This is a genomic window from Caballeronia sp. LZ029 (assembly GCF_031451275.1).
Taxonomy (GTDB): domain Bacteria; phylum Pseudomonadota; class Gammaproteobacteria; order Burkholderiales; family Burkholderiaceae; genus Caballeronia; species Caballeronia jiangsuensis.
This window is the reverse complement of sequence record NZ_JARUXO010000002.1, coordinates 981,032-996,085: the sequence shown is the minus strand read 5'-3', so window position 1 is coordinate 996,085 and position 15,054 is coordinate 981,032. Positions and strand designations below refer to the sequence as shown.

13 protein-coding genes are annotated in these 15,054 nt (G+C 63.5%); 9 read left to right on the top strand and 4 right to left on the bottom strand.

The window, feature by feature from the left end; translation table 11 throughout:
- From QCE73_RS19335 to QCE73_RS19300, 8 genes are all read left to right on the top strand, one after another.
- A complete protein-coding gene (locus QCE73_RS19335; protein WP_035500406.1) occupies positions 1 to 753 on the top strand; it encodes an IclR family transcriptional regulator in 753 nt (250 codons plus the stop codon).
- Between the two features lie 117 nt (positions 754 to 870).
- A complete protein-coding gene (locus QCE73_RS19330) occupies positions 871 to 1,719 on the top strand; it encodes an IclR family transcriptional regulator (RefSeq protein ID WP_309883097.1) in 849 nt (282 codons plus the stop codon).
- Between the two features lie 281 nt (positions 1,720 to 2,000).
- Complete coding sequence (gene xsc, locus QCE73_RS19325; RefSeq protein WP_051626776.1) at positions 2,001 to 3,767, top strand: sulfoacetaldehyde acetyltransferase; 1,767 nt, start codon at positions 2,001 to 2,003, stop codon at positions 3,765 to 3,767.
- Positions 3,768 to 3,830: 63 nt separating this feature from the next.
- Positions 3,831 to 4,844, top strand: coding sequence for a phosphate acetyltransferase (pta, locus tag QCE73_RS19320; protein WP_309883095.1), 1,014 nt, complete (start codon positions 3,831 to 3,833; stop codon positions 4,842 to 4,844).
- 9 nt (positions 4,845 to 4,853) lie between these two features.
- A complete protein-coding gene (locus tag QCE73_RS19315; protein WP_250486411.1) occupies positions 4,854 to 5,678 on the top strand; it encodes an IclR family transcriptional regulator in 825 nt (274 codons plus the stop codon).
- Positions 5,679 to 5,887: 209 nt separating this feature from the next.
- Positions 5,888 to 7,561, top strand: coding sequence for a choline dehydrogenase (locus QCE73_RS19310; RefSeq protein ID WP_309883092.1), 1,674 nt, complete (start codon positions 5,888 to 5,890; stop codon positions 7,559 to 7,561).
- A 31-nt stretch (positions 7,562 to 7,592) separates the two neighbouring features.
- Positions 7,593 to 8,906, top strand: a complete 1,314-nt coding sequence (locus QCE73_RS19305; RefSeq protein ID WP_035500259.1) for an MFS transporter — start codon at positions 7,593 to 7,595, stop codon at positions 8,904 to 8,906.
- 129 nt (positions 8,907 to 9,035) lie between these two features.
- Positions 9,036 to 10,553 carry a PLP-dependent aminotransferase family protein gene (locus QCE73_RS19300; RefSeq protein ID WP_309883091.1) on the top strand — a complete coding sequence of 506 codons (1,518 nt, stop codon included), beginning with the start codon at positions 9,036 to 9,038 and terminating at the stop codon, positions 10,551 to 10,553.
- A gap of 10 nt (positions 10,554 to 10,563) precedes the next feature.
- Here QCE73_RS19300 and QCE73_RS19295 read toward each other — a convergent pair whose 3' ends face one another.
- Together QCE73_RS19295 and QCE73_RS19290 are read right to left on the bottom strand one after the other, a co-directional pair.
- Positions 10,564 to 11,097 carry a cytochrome b gene (locus QCE73_RS19295; RefSeq protein ID WP_309883089.1) on the bottom strand — a complete coding sequence of 178 codons (534 nt, stop codon included), beginning with the start codon at positions 11,095 to 11,097 and terminating at the stop codon, positions 10,564 to 10,566.
- Complete coding sequence (locus QCE73_RS19290) at positions 11,094 to 12,155, bottom strand: catalase family peroxidase (protein WP_309883087.1); 1,062 nt, start codon at positions 12,153 to 12,155, stop codon at positions 11,094 to 11,096. Before QCE73_RS19290 ends, QCE73_RS19295 begins: the two co-directional genes overlap by 4 nt.
- Before the next feature lie 111 nt (positions 12,156 to 12,266).
- On the opposite strand from QCE73_RS19290, the gene QCE73_RS19285 reads away from it, so the two are divergent.
- Complete coding sequence (locus QCE73_RS19285) at positions 12,267 to 12,995, top strand: class I SAM-dependent methyltransferase (RefSeq protein ID WP_309883085.1); 729 nt, start codon at positions 12,267 to 12,269, stop codon at positions 12,993 to 12,995.
- 46 nt (positions 12,996 to 13,041) lie between these two features.
- On the opposite strand, the gene QCE73_RS19280 is transcribed toward QCE73_RS19285, so the two are convergent.
- Together QCE73_RS19280 and QCE73_RS19275 are read right to left on the bottom strand one after the other, a co-directional pair.
- Positions 13,042 to 13,371 (bottom strand): ribbon-helix-helix domain-containing protein, encoded by a 330-nt coding sequence (locus QCE73_RS19280; protein ID WP_035500266.1) that lies wholly within the window; start codon positions 13,369 to 13,371, stop codon positions 13,042 to 13,044.
- Positions 13,372 to 13,460: 89 nt separating this feature from the next.
- A complete protein-coding gene (locus tag QCE73_RS19275; RefSeq protein ID WP_309883082.1) occupies positions 13,461 to 15,044 on the bottom strand; it encodes a GMC family oxidoreductase in 1,584 nt (527 codons plus the stop codon).
- Positions 15,045 to 15,054: the final 10 nt, after the last annotated feature.

The window sequence follows — 15,054 nt, the reverse complement described above, 5'->3', positions numbered from 1 at the left end:
ATGGACAAGCCCGACACGCCCACGCTGCGCGCCTTCGCGTTGCTGGAATATCTGGTTCAGGCGGGCAGCCCCGTGTCGCTGACGGACATGGCCGACGACATGGGTATGCCGAAGCCTTCGCTGCACCGCATGCTTGCGTCGCTGGAAGCGGGCGGGCTCGTGATCCGCGAGCCCGGCGACAAAAACGCGTATGTGGTCGGCCCGCGCCTCGCGCAACTCGGCCTCAATGTGATGACGCACGCGGGCGCGCGACGTCTGCGGCACGCGATCCTCACGCGGCTCGTCTCCGATCTCGGCGAAACCTGCAATCTCACGATGCTGCACGAGAACGAAGTGCTGTATCTCGATCGCGTGGAAGCGCCGTGGCCGCTGCGGCTCGATCTGAAGCCCGGTTCGCACGTGCCCGTCTGGTGCAGCGCGAGCGGCAAGCTGCTGCTCGCGCTTCAGCCGCGCGACGAACGCAATGCGCTGGTGCGCGCGATGAAGCTGGAGCGCTACACCGCCAACACGATCACCGACACGGAGATGCTCGAAGCGGAACTCGACCGCATCGCGAAGAAGGGCGTCGCGATCGACAACGAGGAGTTCGTGCAGGGCATCGTGTGCGCGGCGGCGCCCATCGCCGATGCGGGCGGCACATGCATCGCGGCGATCGCGGTTCACGCGCCGGTGTCGCGCACGCCGCTCTCGCGGGCGCTGGAAATGGTGCCTCGTCTCAAGGAAGCCGCCGCGGAGCTGGGCAAGACGTTCTGATAGACCGGTTCTCCAGAAAATAAAAACGCAACCCGGCATTCCGAAAATTGTGGCGCGGCGACGGAGTACGCGCGTAAAGTAGCCGTAATTCGAAACCAAACGTTCCGTTTCCGGCCCATGCGCGACGTCACACATCTCGATTCCGCCGAGCACGCCGGCGATGAAGCGCGGACGCTCCGTCCGCTCGCCGTGCTCGAACAACTGGCTGCGGCTGGTCACGCTTACACGCTGTCGCAACTCGCGGCGCGCGTGCGCATTCCCAAGGCGACCTTGCTGCGACTGATCGATTCGCTCGAAGCGCAGGGCTATGTCACGCATATGCCCGACTCGCGCGGCACCGACCGTGGCATCGCGCTCGGACCCCGCGCCGCCCAGCTCGCGCTCGCCACGCTCGCCAACAACTCGTTCACGCGCGCCTGCCGGTCTATCCTGCGCTCGCTCGTCGATGTCACGGGCGAAAGCTGCAATCTCACCGCGCTCGATGGCGACACGGTCCTCTATATCGAGCGCGTCGAGACGGCCGAACCGCTGCGTCTGCATATGCAGGCCGGGATGCGGGTGCCGCTGCATTGCACCGCGAGCGGCAAGCTGTTTCTCTCGCAGATGCCGCTCGCCGAGCGCCGCCAGATCCTCGGCCGTCTCACCCTCACGAAGAAAACGCATCGCACGCTGACCGATCGCACGTTGCTCGAAGCCGAGCTCGACCGGCTCGCCGCGCGTGGCATCGGCATCGACAACGAGGAGTTCGTGCTGGGCATGGTGGCCGTCGCGGTGCCCATCACCGATGCCGCGACCGGGCGCGTGCTCGCGTGTCTCGCCGCGCATGCCCCGACCGCCCGCGCCAACCTCAACGACCTGCTCCAGGCGGTTCCGCAGTTGCGCGAAACCGCCGTGAAGCTCGCGACGCTCTTCGATTCCTCCGATGGACTGACGCTCATGGCGCGCCAGCGCCCCGCAGCGCGCTAGTCCACTCTCCCGCCGAGACGCCCGCCGCGCGGGCCCCGGCGGCGCTTTCCGCTCATCATCGCTAAAAATTCCGAGTTTTTTAGAGACAAAACATTCCATTTATTTGAAAAACTGGTTGACGCCGAAACCGGCTCGTCCTACGATGTCTTCACGATACATATTCCGGAACCAAACGTTCCGATTTATTTCACCCGGAGACACTCATGAGCGAGCACGACCAAGCCCGTCCTTCCCAGACCACTCTCGCCGCATCAAACGCGACGCCCGCCGGTCCGCAGTCGATGACCCCGTCCGAAGCATTCGTCGAAACGCTCGCCGCCAATGGCGTGACCGAGATGTTCGGCATCATGGGCTCGGCCTTCATGGACGCGATGGACATCTTCGCGCCCGCCGGCATCCGCCTGATTCCGGTCGTGCATGAACAGGGTGCGGGCCACATGGCCGACGGCTATTCGCGCGTGTCGGGCCGTCACGGCGTCGTGATCGGTCAGAACGGCCCCGGCATCAGCAATTGCGTGACGGCGATCGCGGCGGCGTACTGGGCGCATAGCCCGGTCGTGATCGTCACGCCCGAAGCGGGCACGATGGGTATCGGCCTCGGCGGCTTCCAGGAAGCGAAGCAATTGCCGATGTTCCAGGAATTCACGAAGTATCAGGGCCACGTGACGCACCCGGCGCGCATGGCCGAATTCACCGCGCGCTGCTTCGACCGCGCGATGTCGGAAATGGGCCCGACGCAACTCAACATTCCGCGCGACTACTTCTACGGCCAGGTCAAGGTCGAGATTCCGAAGCCGCAGCGTCTCGATCGCGGCCCCGGCGGCGATCAGAGCCTGAACGAAGCCGCCGATCTGCTCGCCGAAGCGAAATTCCCCGTCATCATCTCGGGCGGCGGCGTGGTGATGTCCGATGCCATCGAGGAATGCAAGGCGCTCGCCGAGCGTCTCGGCGCGCCGGTGGTCAACAGCTATCTGCACAACGACTCGTTCCCGGCGAATCATCCGCTGTGGTGCGGCCCGCTCGGTTACCAAGGCTCGAAGGCCGCGATGAAGCTGCTGAGCCAGGCCGATGTCGTGATCGCGCTCGGCTCGCGTCTCGGACCGTTCGGCACGCTGCCGCAGCACGGCCTCGACTACTGGCCGAAGGAAGCGAAGGTCATCCAGATCGACGCGGACCACAAGATGCTCGGCCTCGTGAAGAAGATTTCCGTCGGTATTTGCGGCGATGCGAAAGCCACGGCCATCGCGCTCACGCAGCGGCTCGCGGATCGCAAGCTCGATTGCGATGCGACGAAGGACGCCCGCGCGAAAACCATCGCCACGGAAAAGGCCGCATGGGAGAAGGAACTCGACGATTGGACGCACGAGCGCGATCCGTACAGCCTCGACATGATCGAAGAGCAGAAGAACGAGAAGCCCTTCAGCGGCGGCCAGTATCTGCATCCGCGTCAGGTGTTGCGCGAACTCGAAAAGGCGATGCCGGAAGACGTGATGGTGTCGACCGATATCGGCAACATCAACTCGGTCGCCAACAGCTATCTGCGCTTCAACAAGCCGCGCAGCTTCTTCGCGGCGATGAGCTGGGGCAACTGCGGCTATGCGTTCCCGACGATCATCGGCGCGAAGGTTGCAGCGCCGCATCGTCCGGCCGTCTCGTATGCGGGCGATGGCGCCTGGGGCATGAGCCTGATGGAAACCATGACCTGCGTGCGCCATAACATTCCGGTGACGGCTGTCGTGTTCCATAACCGTCAGTGGGGCGCGGAGAAGAAGAATCAGGTGGACTTCTACAATCGCCGCTTCGTTGCGGGCGAACTCGACAACCAGAGCTTCGCCGAGATCGCGAAGGCGATGGGCGCGGAAGGCATCGTGGTCGACAAGCTGGAAGATGTCGGCCCGGCGCTGAAGAAGGCCATCGATCTGCAGATGAATCACGGCAAGACGACGATCATCGAGATCATGTGCACGCGCGAACTCGGCGATCCGTTCCGCCGCGACGCGCTCTCGAAGCCGGTGCGCACGCTCGACAAGTACAAGGACTACGTTTAAGTCCTGCGCCACGCCGCTCCGCGCCCGGAGCGGCGTTTTCTTGACCATGACAGTGAGCCCGACATGAAAGCCATGCATCGCATCATCGATCAGGCTCGCGACCTGCCGATGCGTATCGTCCTCTCCGAAGCCGAAGACACGCGCGTGCTTCAGGCGGCGGAACGCGCGCACAAGGAAGGCATCGCGCGCATCGTGCTCGTGGGCGCGCGAGCGCGTGCGTTTCAGGTTGCAGATGGCGCGGGCATCGATCTCGAAGGCATCGACGTGATCGATCCTTCTCATTCACCACTTACCGAACGCTTTGCACAAGAGCTTTTCGCGCTGCGCGAAAAGAAAGGCATGACGCCCGACCAGGCGCGCGCCGCCGTGCTCGATCCGCTCTGCTTCGCGAACCTGATGGTGCGCACGGGCGAGGCGGACGGCTCCGTGTCCGGCGCGGTCAACACGACGGCGGATGTCGTGCGCAACGCGATACAGATCATCGGCGTGCGGCCGTCGTTCAAGCTTGTTTCAAGTTTCTTTCTCATGATGCTGTGCGAGCCTTTTCATACGATGAAAGGCGGCCTCATCTTTTCCGATTGCGCGCTCGTCGTAGAGCCGAATGCGGAGCAGCTCGCCGAAATCGCGCTGGCTGCCGCCGACAGTGCGCGCAGCCTCCTGATGGAAGATGCGCGCGTGGCAATGCTCTCGTTCTCGACGAGCGGCAGCGCGCACCATGCAGCCGTCGACAAGGTTATCGATGCGACGCGGCGCGTGAAGGAAGCGCGCCCCGGCCTCGCCATCGACGGCGACGTGCAGCTCGATGCCGCGATCGTCGCGGAGATCGCGATGCGCAAGGTGCATCACTCGCAAATCGAAGGTCACGCGAATACGCTGATCTTCCCGAGTCTCGAAGCGGGCAACATCGGCTACAAGCTCGCGGAGCGCATCGGCGGAGCGAAGGCAATCGGGCCCTTGCTGCAAGGGCTTGCCAAACCCGCCAACGATCTGTCGCGCGGCTGCAGCGCCGACGATATCTATCACGTGATCGCCGTGACCTGCGTGCAGGCGCAGGCCGCGCGGCATCAGACGGCGTGAGTGCGCATCATGGATACGCGAGCCGATACCGAAGCCTTCGTTCAACCTGAATCGACGGAAAGCGCGGCGCTCATCGACCACGCCGCGCGCACGGACACGCCTACGCTGCGCGCGTTCAGCGTGCTCGAACATCTCGTCGCGGCGAAGGGCGCGCTGTCGCTCGCGGAACTCGCGAACATCATCGGGCAGCCGAAGGCTTCGCTGCATCGCATGTTGCAATCGCTCGAAGCGGGCGGCTTCGTCGCACGTGAGCCGGGACAAAAGAATGCGTATGTGATCGGCCCGCGCCTCGAACGGCTCGGCGTCGACGTGATGATGCACAGCGGCGCCAGGCGTCAGCGCCACGCGATTCTGGAGCGTCTCGTCGCCGATCTCGGCGAGACCTGCAACCTGAGCACACTGCACGACACGCAGGTGCTCTATCTCGATCGCTGCGAATCGCCGTGGGCGCTGCGGCTCGAACTCAAGCCCGGCTCGCACGTGCCCGCGCATTGCAGCGCGAGCGGCAAACTGCTTCTTTCGACGATGCCGCGCGACGAACGCGCCGCGCTCATCCGCGCGATGCGGCTCGAACGCTTCACGCCCAATACCCTCGACGATCCGAACCTGCTCGAAGCGGAACTGGATCGCATCGCGCACAAGGGCATCGCCGTCGATAACGAAGAGTTCGTGCTGGGCATCGCGTGCGTCGCCGTGCCGGTGTTCGATTCGCGCGGCAAATGCATCGCGGCCATCGCCGTGCATGGTCCGGTGTCGCGCATGGCGTTGTCGCGCGCGCTGACCTTCGTGCCGCGATTGCAGGAAGCCGCCGCCGATCTCACGGCGACCTTCTGACGCGCCGCAACATCGATATTTCGGATGGCGAATCAATCTCAGGGACAACCCGAATCGCCCTCCTGATTCTGAATCGGATTTCGCATTTTCCGTTTCACTTTCGCGAGCTTCCGCGCTTTTCTCTTGGCTTCCTTGCCCGCTTCTTCCACATTGAACGAAACGCAAACGAAACGATTCGTTCCAAAAGAAGACTTCAGGAGACAGGTGTCATGCAGCAGGAAGTCGATTACGTCATCGTCGGTGCGGGCTCAGCGGGTTGCGTGCTGGCCAACCGTCTGAGCGCCGACCCGTCCAACGTCGTCATGTTGCTCGAAGCGGGCGGCCCCGACACGAGCCCGTGGATTCATATCCCCGTCGGCTACTTCAAGACGATGCACGATCCCGAGCTCGACTGGTGTTATCGCACCGAAGCGGACGATGCCGTCGCCGGACGCAGCATCGACTGGCCGCGCGGCAAAGTGCTCGGCGGCTCCAGTTCGCTCAACGGGCTGCTCTATGTGCGCGGCCAGCGCGAGGACTACGACCGCTGGGCCGAACTCGGCAACGCGGGATGGAGTTATAGGGACGTGCTGCCCTACTTCAAGAAGTCGGAAGATCAGGAGCATGGCGCGAGCGAATATCACGGCGCGGGCGGCCCATTGAAGGTATCGGACCTGCGTTTGCGTCGCCCGATCGCGGATCACTTCATCGCGGCGGCGCAGGAGATCGGCATCCCGTTCAACACGGACTACAACGGCGCGACGCAGGAAGGCGTCGGCTATTTTCAGCAGACTGCTTATAAGGGTCTTCGCTGGAGCACCGCGAAGGGCTTTCTCAAGCCGGTGCGCGATCGCCGCAATCTCATCGTGCAGACGCGTGCGCAGACCCGCAAGGTGCTGTTCAACGGCAAGGAAGCGACGGGCATCGAATACGTGCATGAAGGCGTCGTGAAGACGGTCCGTGCGCGCGTCGAAGTGATTCTCGCGGCCGGCGCAATCGGCTCGCCGCAAATTCTGCAGAACTCGGGCATCGGTCCCGCGAGCGTGCTGAACAATGCGGGCGTGCAGGTCAGGCACGAGCTGCCCGGCGTCGGCCGCAATCTCCAGGATCATCTGCAAGTGCGGCTCGTCTTCAAGACGCGCGAGCGCACGCTCAACGACGAGGTCAACAATCCGCTGAAGAAGGCGCTGATCGGCCTGCAATACGCGCTATCGCGCACCGGGCCGCTCACGCTCGCGGCGAGTCAGGTCGCGATCTTCACGCGCTCGTCGCCGGACGTCGCGCGTCCCGACATCCAGTTTCACATGCAGCCCCTTTCCGCCGACAAACCCGGCCAGGGCGCGCATCCGTTCTCGGCGTTCACGTCGTCGGTGTGTCAGTTGCGGCCGCACAGCCGCGGCAGCGTCGAGATCCGCTCGAACGATCCGCTGAACTATCCGGCGATTCACGCGAACTATCTTTCCGACGAACGCGATCATCCCGTCGTGATCGGCGGCATCAAGGTGGCGCGCCGCATCGCCGCCGCGCCGTCGCTCGCGAAGCACATCGTGTCGGAGTTCATTCCCGGTTCGCAGTATCAGACGGATGCCGAGCTGCTCGATGTCGCGCGCAAGTTCAGTCAGTCGATCTATCACCCGGCGGGCACCTGCAAGATGGGCAGCGACGCGCTCGCGGTCGTCGACGAACGCCTGAAGCTGCGCGGCATCGGACGCCTGCGCGTGGTCGATGCGTCGATCATGCCGGAGCTGGTATCGGGCAACACGAACGCTCCCGTCATCATGATCGCGGAGAAAGCCGCCGACATGATTCTCGAAGACCGGCGCTATCAGCACGTCGCGCGCGTGGAAGACGCACCCGAAGCAGTTGTGGAAAAACCCGTGGCCCACGCAGGCCAGAGAGACTGAGCACAAGTCTCACACACATCAGGAGACAACCATGAACGCACTGCCCCGAACCGATGGCAAGCAGATGAGAAAGGTCGTCGTCGCCAGCCTGATCGGCGCGACGATCGAGTGGTACGATTTTTTCCTATACGGCGTGGTCGCCGGCATCGTCTTCAACAAGCTGTATTTCCCGAACAGCGATCCGCTCATCTCGACGATGCTCGCCTACGGGACCTTCGCCGTAGGCTTTCTGAGCCGGCCATTGGGCGGCGTGATCTTCGGCCATTTCGGTGACCGCGTCGGCAGAAAGAGCATGCTCGTGATGACGCTGACCATCATGGGCGTCGCGACGGTGTTGATCGGCATGGTGCCGACCTATGCGCAGATCGGCATCTGGGCGCCCTCGCTCCTGCTGTTTCTGCGCGTGCTGCAAGGCATCGGTCTCGGCGGCGAATGGGGCGGCGCGGTGTTGATGGCCTTCGAATACGCGCCCGAGAACAAGCGCGGCTTTTACGCGAGCATTCCGCAGATCGGCCTCGCGCTCGGGCTGTGTCTGTCGTCGGGTGTCGTCGCGGGCCTGTCGCTTACGCTGACCGATGCGCAGTTCCTGGCATGGGGCTGGCGTGTCGCGTTCTTCCTGTCGTTCGCGCTCGTGGTCATCGGCATGTATATCCGCCTGAACGTGATGGAAACGCCGGAATTCGCGCGCATCCAGAAGACGGGCAGCGAAGTGCGCATGCCTATCCTCGAAGTGATCTCGAAGTATCCGGGCAACACGATCGCGGGCATGGGCGCACGTTTCATCGACGGCGTGTTCTTCAACGTGTTCGGCGTGTTCTCGATTTCGTATCTCACGGGGACGCTGCATCTGCAACGCACCGATGCGCTGCTCGGCGTGATGGTCGCCGCGTTCGTGATGATCTTCACGATTCCGTTCTTCGGGCGGCTATCGGATCGTGTCGGACGTGCGCGCATCTACTTCTGGGGCTCGCTCGCGACGGGACTATCCGCGTTCTTCGGTTTCTGGCTGATGAAGAACAGCGGCGGCAACACGATGCTCGCGTGGCTCGCGGTCGTGATTCCGCTGGGCGTCGTGTATGCATCGATCTATGGTCCGGAAGCCGCGCTCTTCTCCGAACTCTTCGATGCGAAGGTGCGCTATTCGGGCATATCGTTCGTGTATCAGTTCTCGGGCATCTTCGCGAGCGGCATCAGCCCGATCGTCGCGACCTGGCTCTTGCAGCGCAATGGCGGCGATCCGTGGATGATCGCGGGATACTGCCTCGCGGCGGGCATCATCAGCGCACTGTCGGCGGCATGGGTCGGGTTGAGGCAGCGGCGCGAGATGGCGTTTTCCGTGGGCTGACCGTTCTCGCATGAACATCGACAGCCGCTGCGCCGGACCATCGGCGCGGCGGCTTTTTGTTGTACTGGCAAGCGGTGCAAGCCGCACGTAATATCTGGATATCACCAGAACATTTCGCAGGAGACATGCATGCCCACCCGCCCAGCCGCCACGCTTTGGGCGCAGCTTTTCGAACGTTCGCGGGTCTCGGGGATGAGCCTGCAGAACCAGATCCGTCAGATGATCGTCAATGCGATCCTGAGCGGTCATATCGCGCCCGATTCCGCGTTGCCTTCGAGCCGCGAACTCGCCGATCAGCTCAACGTGTCGCGCAATACCGTCGTGCTCGCGTATCAGCAACTCGTCGAAGAAGGCTATCTCGTGTCGCGCGAACGCAGCGGCCATTTCGTGAATCCCGCGACCGATGAATTGCAGCGCGGCTTCACCGCGACGGGCGTCGCAGACACGACGGCCATCGACGCACAGCAAGGTCATCCCGACTGGAGCGCGCGCATCAGACATGCGCCCTCGCATCAGCGCAATATCGTCAAGCCGTCGAACTGGCAGAGCTACGAATATCCCTTCATTTACGGGCAATTCGATACCGAACTCTTTCCGACGAGCGACTGGCGCGAGAGCTGCATGCACGGACTGTCGGTGATGGAGATTCGCAACTGGGCGCCCGATCTGATCGAACGCGACGACGAGACGCTCGTCGAACAGATTCGCACGCGCGTGCTGCCGCGTCGCGGCGTGTTCGCGATGCCCGACGAGATCGTCGTCACGAACGGCTGTCAGCAGGCGCTGTATCTGATGGGCGATCTGCTTTGCGCGACGCAAACGAAAGTCGGCATGGAGAACCCCGGCTATCCCGATGCGCGCAATATCTTCCAGCATCACAACGCGCAGATCGTGCCGCTGGAGGTCGATGATGACGGCGTGGTCATCGACGATGAAAGCGTGGTCGCCCAGTGCGATTACGTGTATGTCACGCCGAGCCATCAATGCCCCACGACTGTGACGATGCCGATCGAGCGGCGGCGCAGGCTGCTGGATCTTTCGGTGAAACACGATTTCATCGTCATCGAGGATGACTACGAGAGCGAGAACACGTTCTCCGGCACGCCGCATCCGGCGTTGAAGAGCCTCGATACGGCGGAGCGCGTCGTGTATATCGGTTCGTTGTCGAAGACGCTCGCGCCGGGTTTGCGGCTCGGGTATATCGTCGCGCCGCGCACATTGATACGCGAATTGCGCGCGCTGCGCCGCTTGATGATCCGGCATCCGGCCGCCTACATTCAGCGCGCCTTCGCGACCTTTCTCGCGCTCGGTCATCACGACACGCTGTTGCGCAAGCTCGGGCGCGTCTACAAGGAGCGCGCCGAAGTGCTGATGGATGCGCTCGCCACGCATCTGCCGGAGTTGCGTGCGTCGAAGGTGACGGGCGGCGCATCGTGCTGGGTCGAAGGTCCGCCGTGGCTCGACGCGACGCGCCTCGCGAAAGACGCGCAAGCGCTCGGCGTGCTGATCGAACCGGGCAGCGTGTTCTTCGCCGATCCCGCCGATGGTCAGCGATGCTTTCGCATGGGCTTTTCAGCGATACGCGCGGAGCTGATCGAGCCGGGCGTGCGGGCGCTGGCTCAGGTCGTGCAGCAGCGGCGCCCTTGAGCCAGCGCGATTACTTCCACGGCGCCATCGCATGAAATACGCCGTCGCGGCGCACGAGCGCATGAAACAGCGCGGCCGCGAGATGCACGACGATCAACGCGAAGAAGCACAGCGCGAGAAAGCGATGCGCGTTCCAGAGCAGCGTGTGCAATGAATTGCTATGAGGCAGAAGCGACGGCAAGCGCCAGCCGCATATCACGACAGGATAGTCCGCCGCCGACAGCATCCCATAGCCGAGCAGCGGCAACGCGATCATCAGCGCGTAAAAAGCGTAGTGCGAGAGATGCGCGGCGAGCTTCATCGGCTCGGGCATGTTCGCGGGCAGCGGCGGCGCACCGCGTGCGATCCGCACCGCGAGACGAATCAGCGCGAGCACGAGTATCGCGATGCCGAGCGGCTTGTGGATGGACACGAGCGTCAGATAGTCCGGCTTCACCGTCGACACCATGCCCACGCCGATGAACAGCATCGCGAGAATGCATATCGCCATGATCCAGTGCAGGGCGCGTTGCAGCGGCGAGAACCGCTCGTTGATCGCGTTCATGGCTTGGCTCCTTGCGCGGGCGTGTGCGGGTAGTCCTTGTCCTCGGCGGTGCGTCGATTGAACGATACGGAATACGCGGCCGAGCGCGCGGCGGGGAAGGGATCGTCGGACACGCGCATACCGGATGGCAGCACGGTCGGGTCGAAGTTGATGTCGCGGCACGCACCGTCGGGCTCGGGCTCGATCGCCTTGACGACGAGCGTGCCCACTTCCACCGTGTGCCGGTCTTCGGGCCACGCCTTGCTCGGGTCGGCGGTGGGATCGCCGGGATTGGCGACGGTGACGACCATCGCCCAGCGTTGCGGCGCGCTCTGGACGCGCTGCGTGATCTCGGCATCGAGGACATTTGCGCCCTTCTGCTTCAGTTCGTCCGGTGTCAGGTTCTCGGGCTTCGCGGCGGGAATGAAGGACCAGCGCACCGTCTGATCCTGTCCTTCGGCATTCGTGAAGACGAAGCTGTTCAGGCTGTTGTAGCGCTCGTCCGCATACGAGGCCGTCCACGGCGCGCTGCCCGCCCACGCGCCGAACGCGCCGATCTCCGGATGCGCGGCGGCGAACTTCTGCATCGACTCAGGGTCGTTCTTGTTCGCGAGCGCGCGCTGCAGGTCGTAGAAGGCCTGCGGCGTCGCGACGGGGAAGAACGGAGCGTCGATCATCGCGGAGCGCCACTCGCTTGCATCGGGCATCACGATGCGCAGGCTCAGGCCGCGCACGCGGGCCATTGCGTCGGATGCTTTCGGGTCCGGCGTCGCGAGATTGAACCGGCCCGTGACGGGATACGTGCCCGGCATGAACATTTTGGCTTTGGAGAGCGCCGCGCCCGAACCGTTCGATTCGAAATCGCCGGTGAAGCAGATGCCCTTCGCGTGATTGCGCCGGAACCCCGGCACCGCGCCGCCGGGCGGCGCAAGGCTGCCGACGATCTTCGCCGGCGTGAGGCGATTCGGCGTGAGCCAGCCTCCCGTGTAGGCGAAGGCCGCGACCAGCACGACGACGACAGCCGCGATCAGGATCAGCGCGGGAAGGGGCGAACGGGGGGAAGCGGGTTTGTCAGCCATCGTAGTCTCTCGATCAACGATTCTGTTGCACGGTAATCTAGCAGCGTGAGGGGAATCGTGCCAGCAACGCGCAAAATTCGCAGATACCCCTGTTTATCTGGAGTTGCCCGCATGACGCAGAACATTTACGACGACCCGGACTTCTTTTCGGGTTATAGCCGGCTGAATCGATCGATTCGCGGGCTCGATGGCGCGCCGGAATGGCCCGCGCTGCGCGCGCTCTTGCCGGAGATGCGCGGGCTCCGCGTGCTCGATCTGGGATGCGGATATGGATGGTTTTGCCGATGGGCGGCCGAACATGGCGCGGCGCATGTGTCGGGTGTGGATGTGTCGGAGAAGATGCTCGAACGGGCTGGAGTGTTGAGTGCGCATCCGGCGGTTGCGTATCGGCTCGGCGATCTGGAAAGCATCGAATTGGCCGATTCGAGTTTCGAGCTTGTGTATAGCTCGCTCGCGTTTCACTACATAGAAAATCTGTCGCGCCTGATGCTTGCGATTCATCGGGCGCTCGTGCCGGGCGGCAGGCTCGTTTTCTCGATCGAGCATCCGATTTATATGGCGCCGCGCAATCCCGCGTTCGAAGTGGACCGCGATGGACGCAAGATCTGGCCGCTCGACGGTTATCAGAACGAAGGCGCGCGCGTGACGAACTGGCTCGCGGAAGGCGTCGTGAAGCAGCATCGGACGATGGGGACGCTCGTCAATATGCTCATCGATTGCGGTTTTACGCTCAGACGGTTGATCGAGTGGGGACCGACGCAAGAGCAGGTCGGCGCGATGCCCGCGCTGGCGGAAGAGGTCGAGCGACCGATGATGGCGATTGTTGCGGTGGAGCGGTGAGGGGCGCAGCGACGCAGCGTCCCATCCGCGTTCGAACGCGCCAACCCTACCCGGTTTTCAAAACCCGCAACGCAACCGCCCCCGCCGCCTCGCTCTCCGCATTCTGCTTCGCCTCTCGCATCGAAAGATAGCGCAGACAGCACACGCGCAGAAACGACGCAAAGTTGGTCGGCACCTCGCCGCGCAACGCGATCAGTTCGTCGTAGAGCTTGACGGCGAACTGGCTCGTCGTCAGATTCTCGCGCCCGGCGATTTCCTGTAGCACGTCCCAGAACAGATTTTCGAGCCGGACCGTCGTGATCACGCCATGAATGCGCAGCGAACGCGTGCGCGATTCATAGAGGATAGGGTCGGCGTTGATATACACCCCACACATGACGAAAGCCTCCACAAAACGGGCCGCCGCGCGCGCGCACGACGGCCAACTGAAAAAGCTACTCCGCTACGTGTCGACCGGCAATCGCGTCAAACCCTGCGCTGCTTCATTTGCCCGGCGATGTAATCCGCCTGCCGGATCGCCAGCGTGACGATCGTGAGCGTCGGGTTTTCCGCGGCGCCCGTCGTGAACTGGCTGCCATCGGAGATGAACAGGTTCGCCACTTCGTGCGTCTGGCCGTGCGAATTGCAGACGCCGTCGCTGGCTTTCGCGCTCATGCGGGCCGTGCCGAGATTGTGCGTCGACGGATACGGCGGCACGAGATACGTCGCCTTCGCGCCCGCCGCTTCGTAGACCGCGCTGCCCTGCTTGTACGCGTGCTCGCGCATCGCTTCGTCGTTCGGATGATCGTCGAAGTGGACGTTCGGCACCGGCAGGCCGTACTGATCCTTCACGTCGGTGTTGAGCGTGATGCGGTTCGATTCGCGCGGCATGTCCTCGCCGACGATCCACATGCCCGCCGTGTACTGATACTGATCCATCGCCGCCGCGAAGTTCGGCCCCCACGAGCCCGGATCGAGAAACGCCGCGTAGAACGGCAGCCCGAGCGAAAGCGTCTCCAGGTGATAGCCGCCCGCGAAGCCGCGCTTCGGATCGAACACGGATTCGTCCTCGATGATGCCGGCCATCGTCGTGCCCTTGTACATCTCGACCTTGTCGTTGAACACGCCATAGACCGAGCCTGTGGTGTGCCGCATGTAGTTGCGGCCGACCTGGCCCGAGCCGTTCGCGAGGCCATCGGGGAATTTGCTCGACTGCGAATTGAGCAACAGGCGCGGCGTCTCGATCGCATTGCCCGCCACGGCGACGACGCGCGCCTTCTGCCGCTGCAGCTTGCCGTCCTTGTCATAGTAGACGACGCCCGTCGCCTTGCCGCGCGCATCATGCTCGATCTTGACGACATGCGACTGCGGGCGCAGTTCCATGCGGCCCGTCGCCTGCGCGCGCGGCAGCTCGGTGTAGAGCGTCGACCACTTCGCGCCCGTGCGGCAGCCCTGAAAGCAGAAACCGCGCTGGAAGCAGTGCGTGCGATCGTCGCGCACCGTGCTGTTGATCGCCATGTGGCCGGTGTTGCACTCCTTGTAGCCGAGTTTCGTTGCGCCCGCCGACATGACCTTGAAGTTGTTGTTGCCCGGCAGGCCCGGATTGCCGTTCGTGCGCGTCACGCCCATCTTCTTCTCGGCACGGTCATAGTAAGGATCGAGTTCCGCGCGCGTGACCGGCCAGTCGAGCAGATTGGCGCCCTGCACGTCGCCGTAGGTTGTCTTCGCCTTGAACTCGTGCGGCTGGATGCGCAGGCTCGCGCCCGCCCAGTGAACGGTGGTCCCGCCTACCGTCTTGCAGATCCACGCGGGCAGGTTCGGAAAGTCCTTCGCGACGCGCCAGTTACCCGACGTCGTGCGATTGTCGAGCCACGAGAGCTGCTTGAACGCGCTCCACTCTTCCGTCGCGAAATCACCCTGCGTGTGCATCGCGCCCGCTTCGAGCACGACCACGTCGACGCCCTTCTGCGCGAGTTCGTTGGCGAGCGTCCCGCCACCCGCCCCGGATCCGATGATCACCACGACGTGATCGTCGTTGTGTCTGAACTGCACCTTGTTGTCCGTATACATGTCTGTCTCC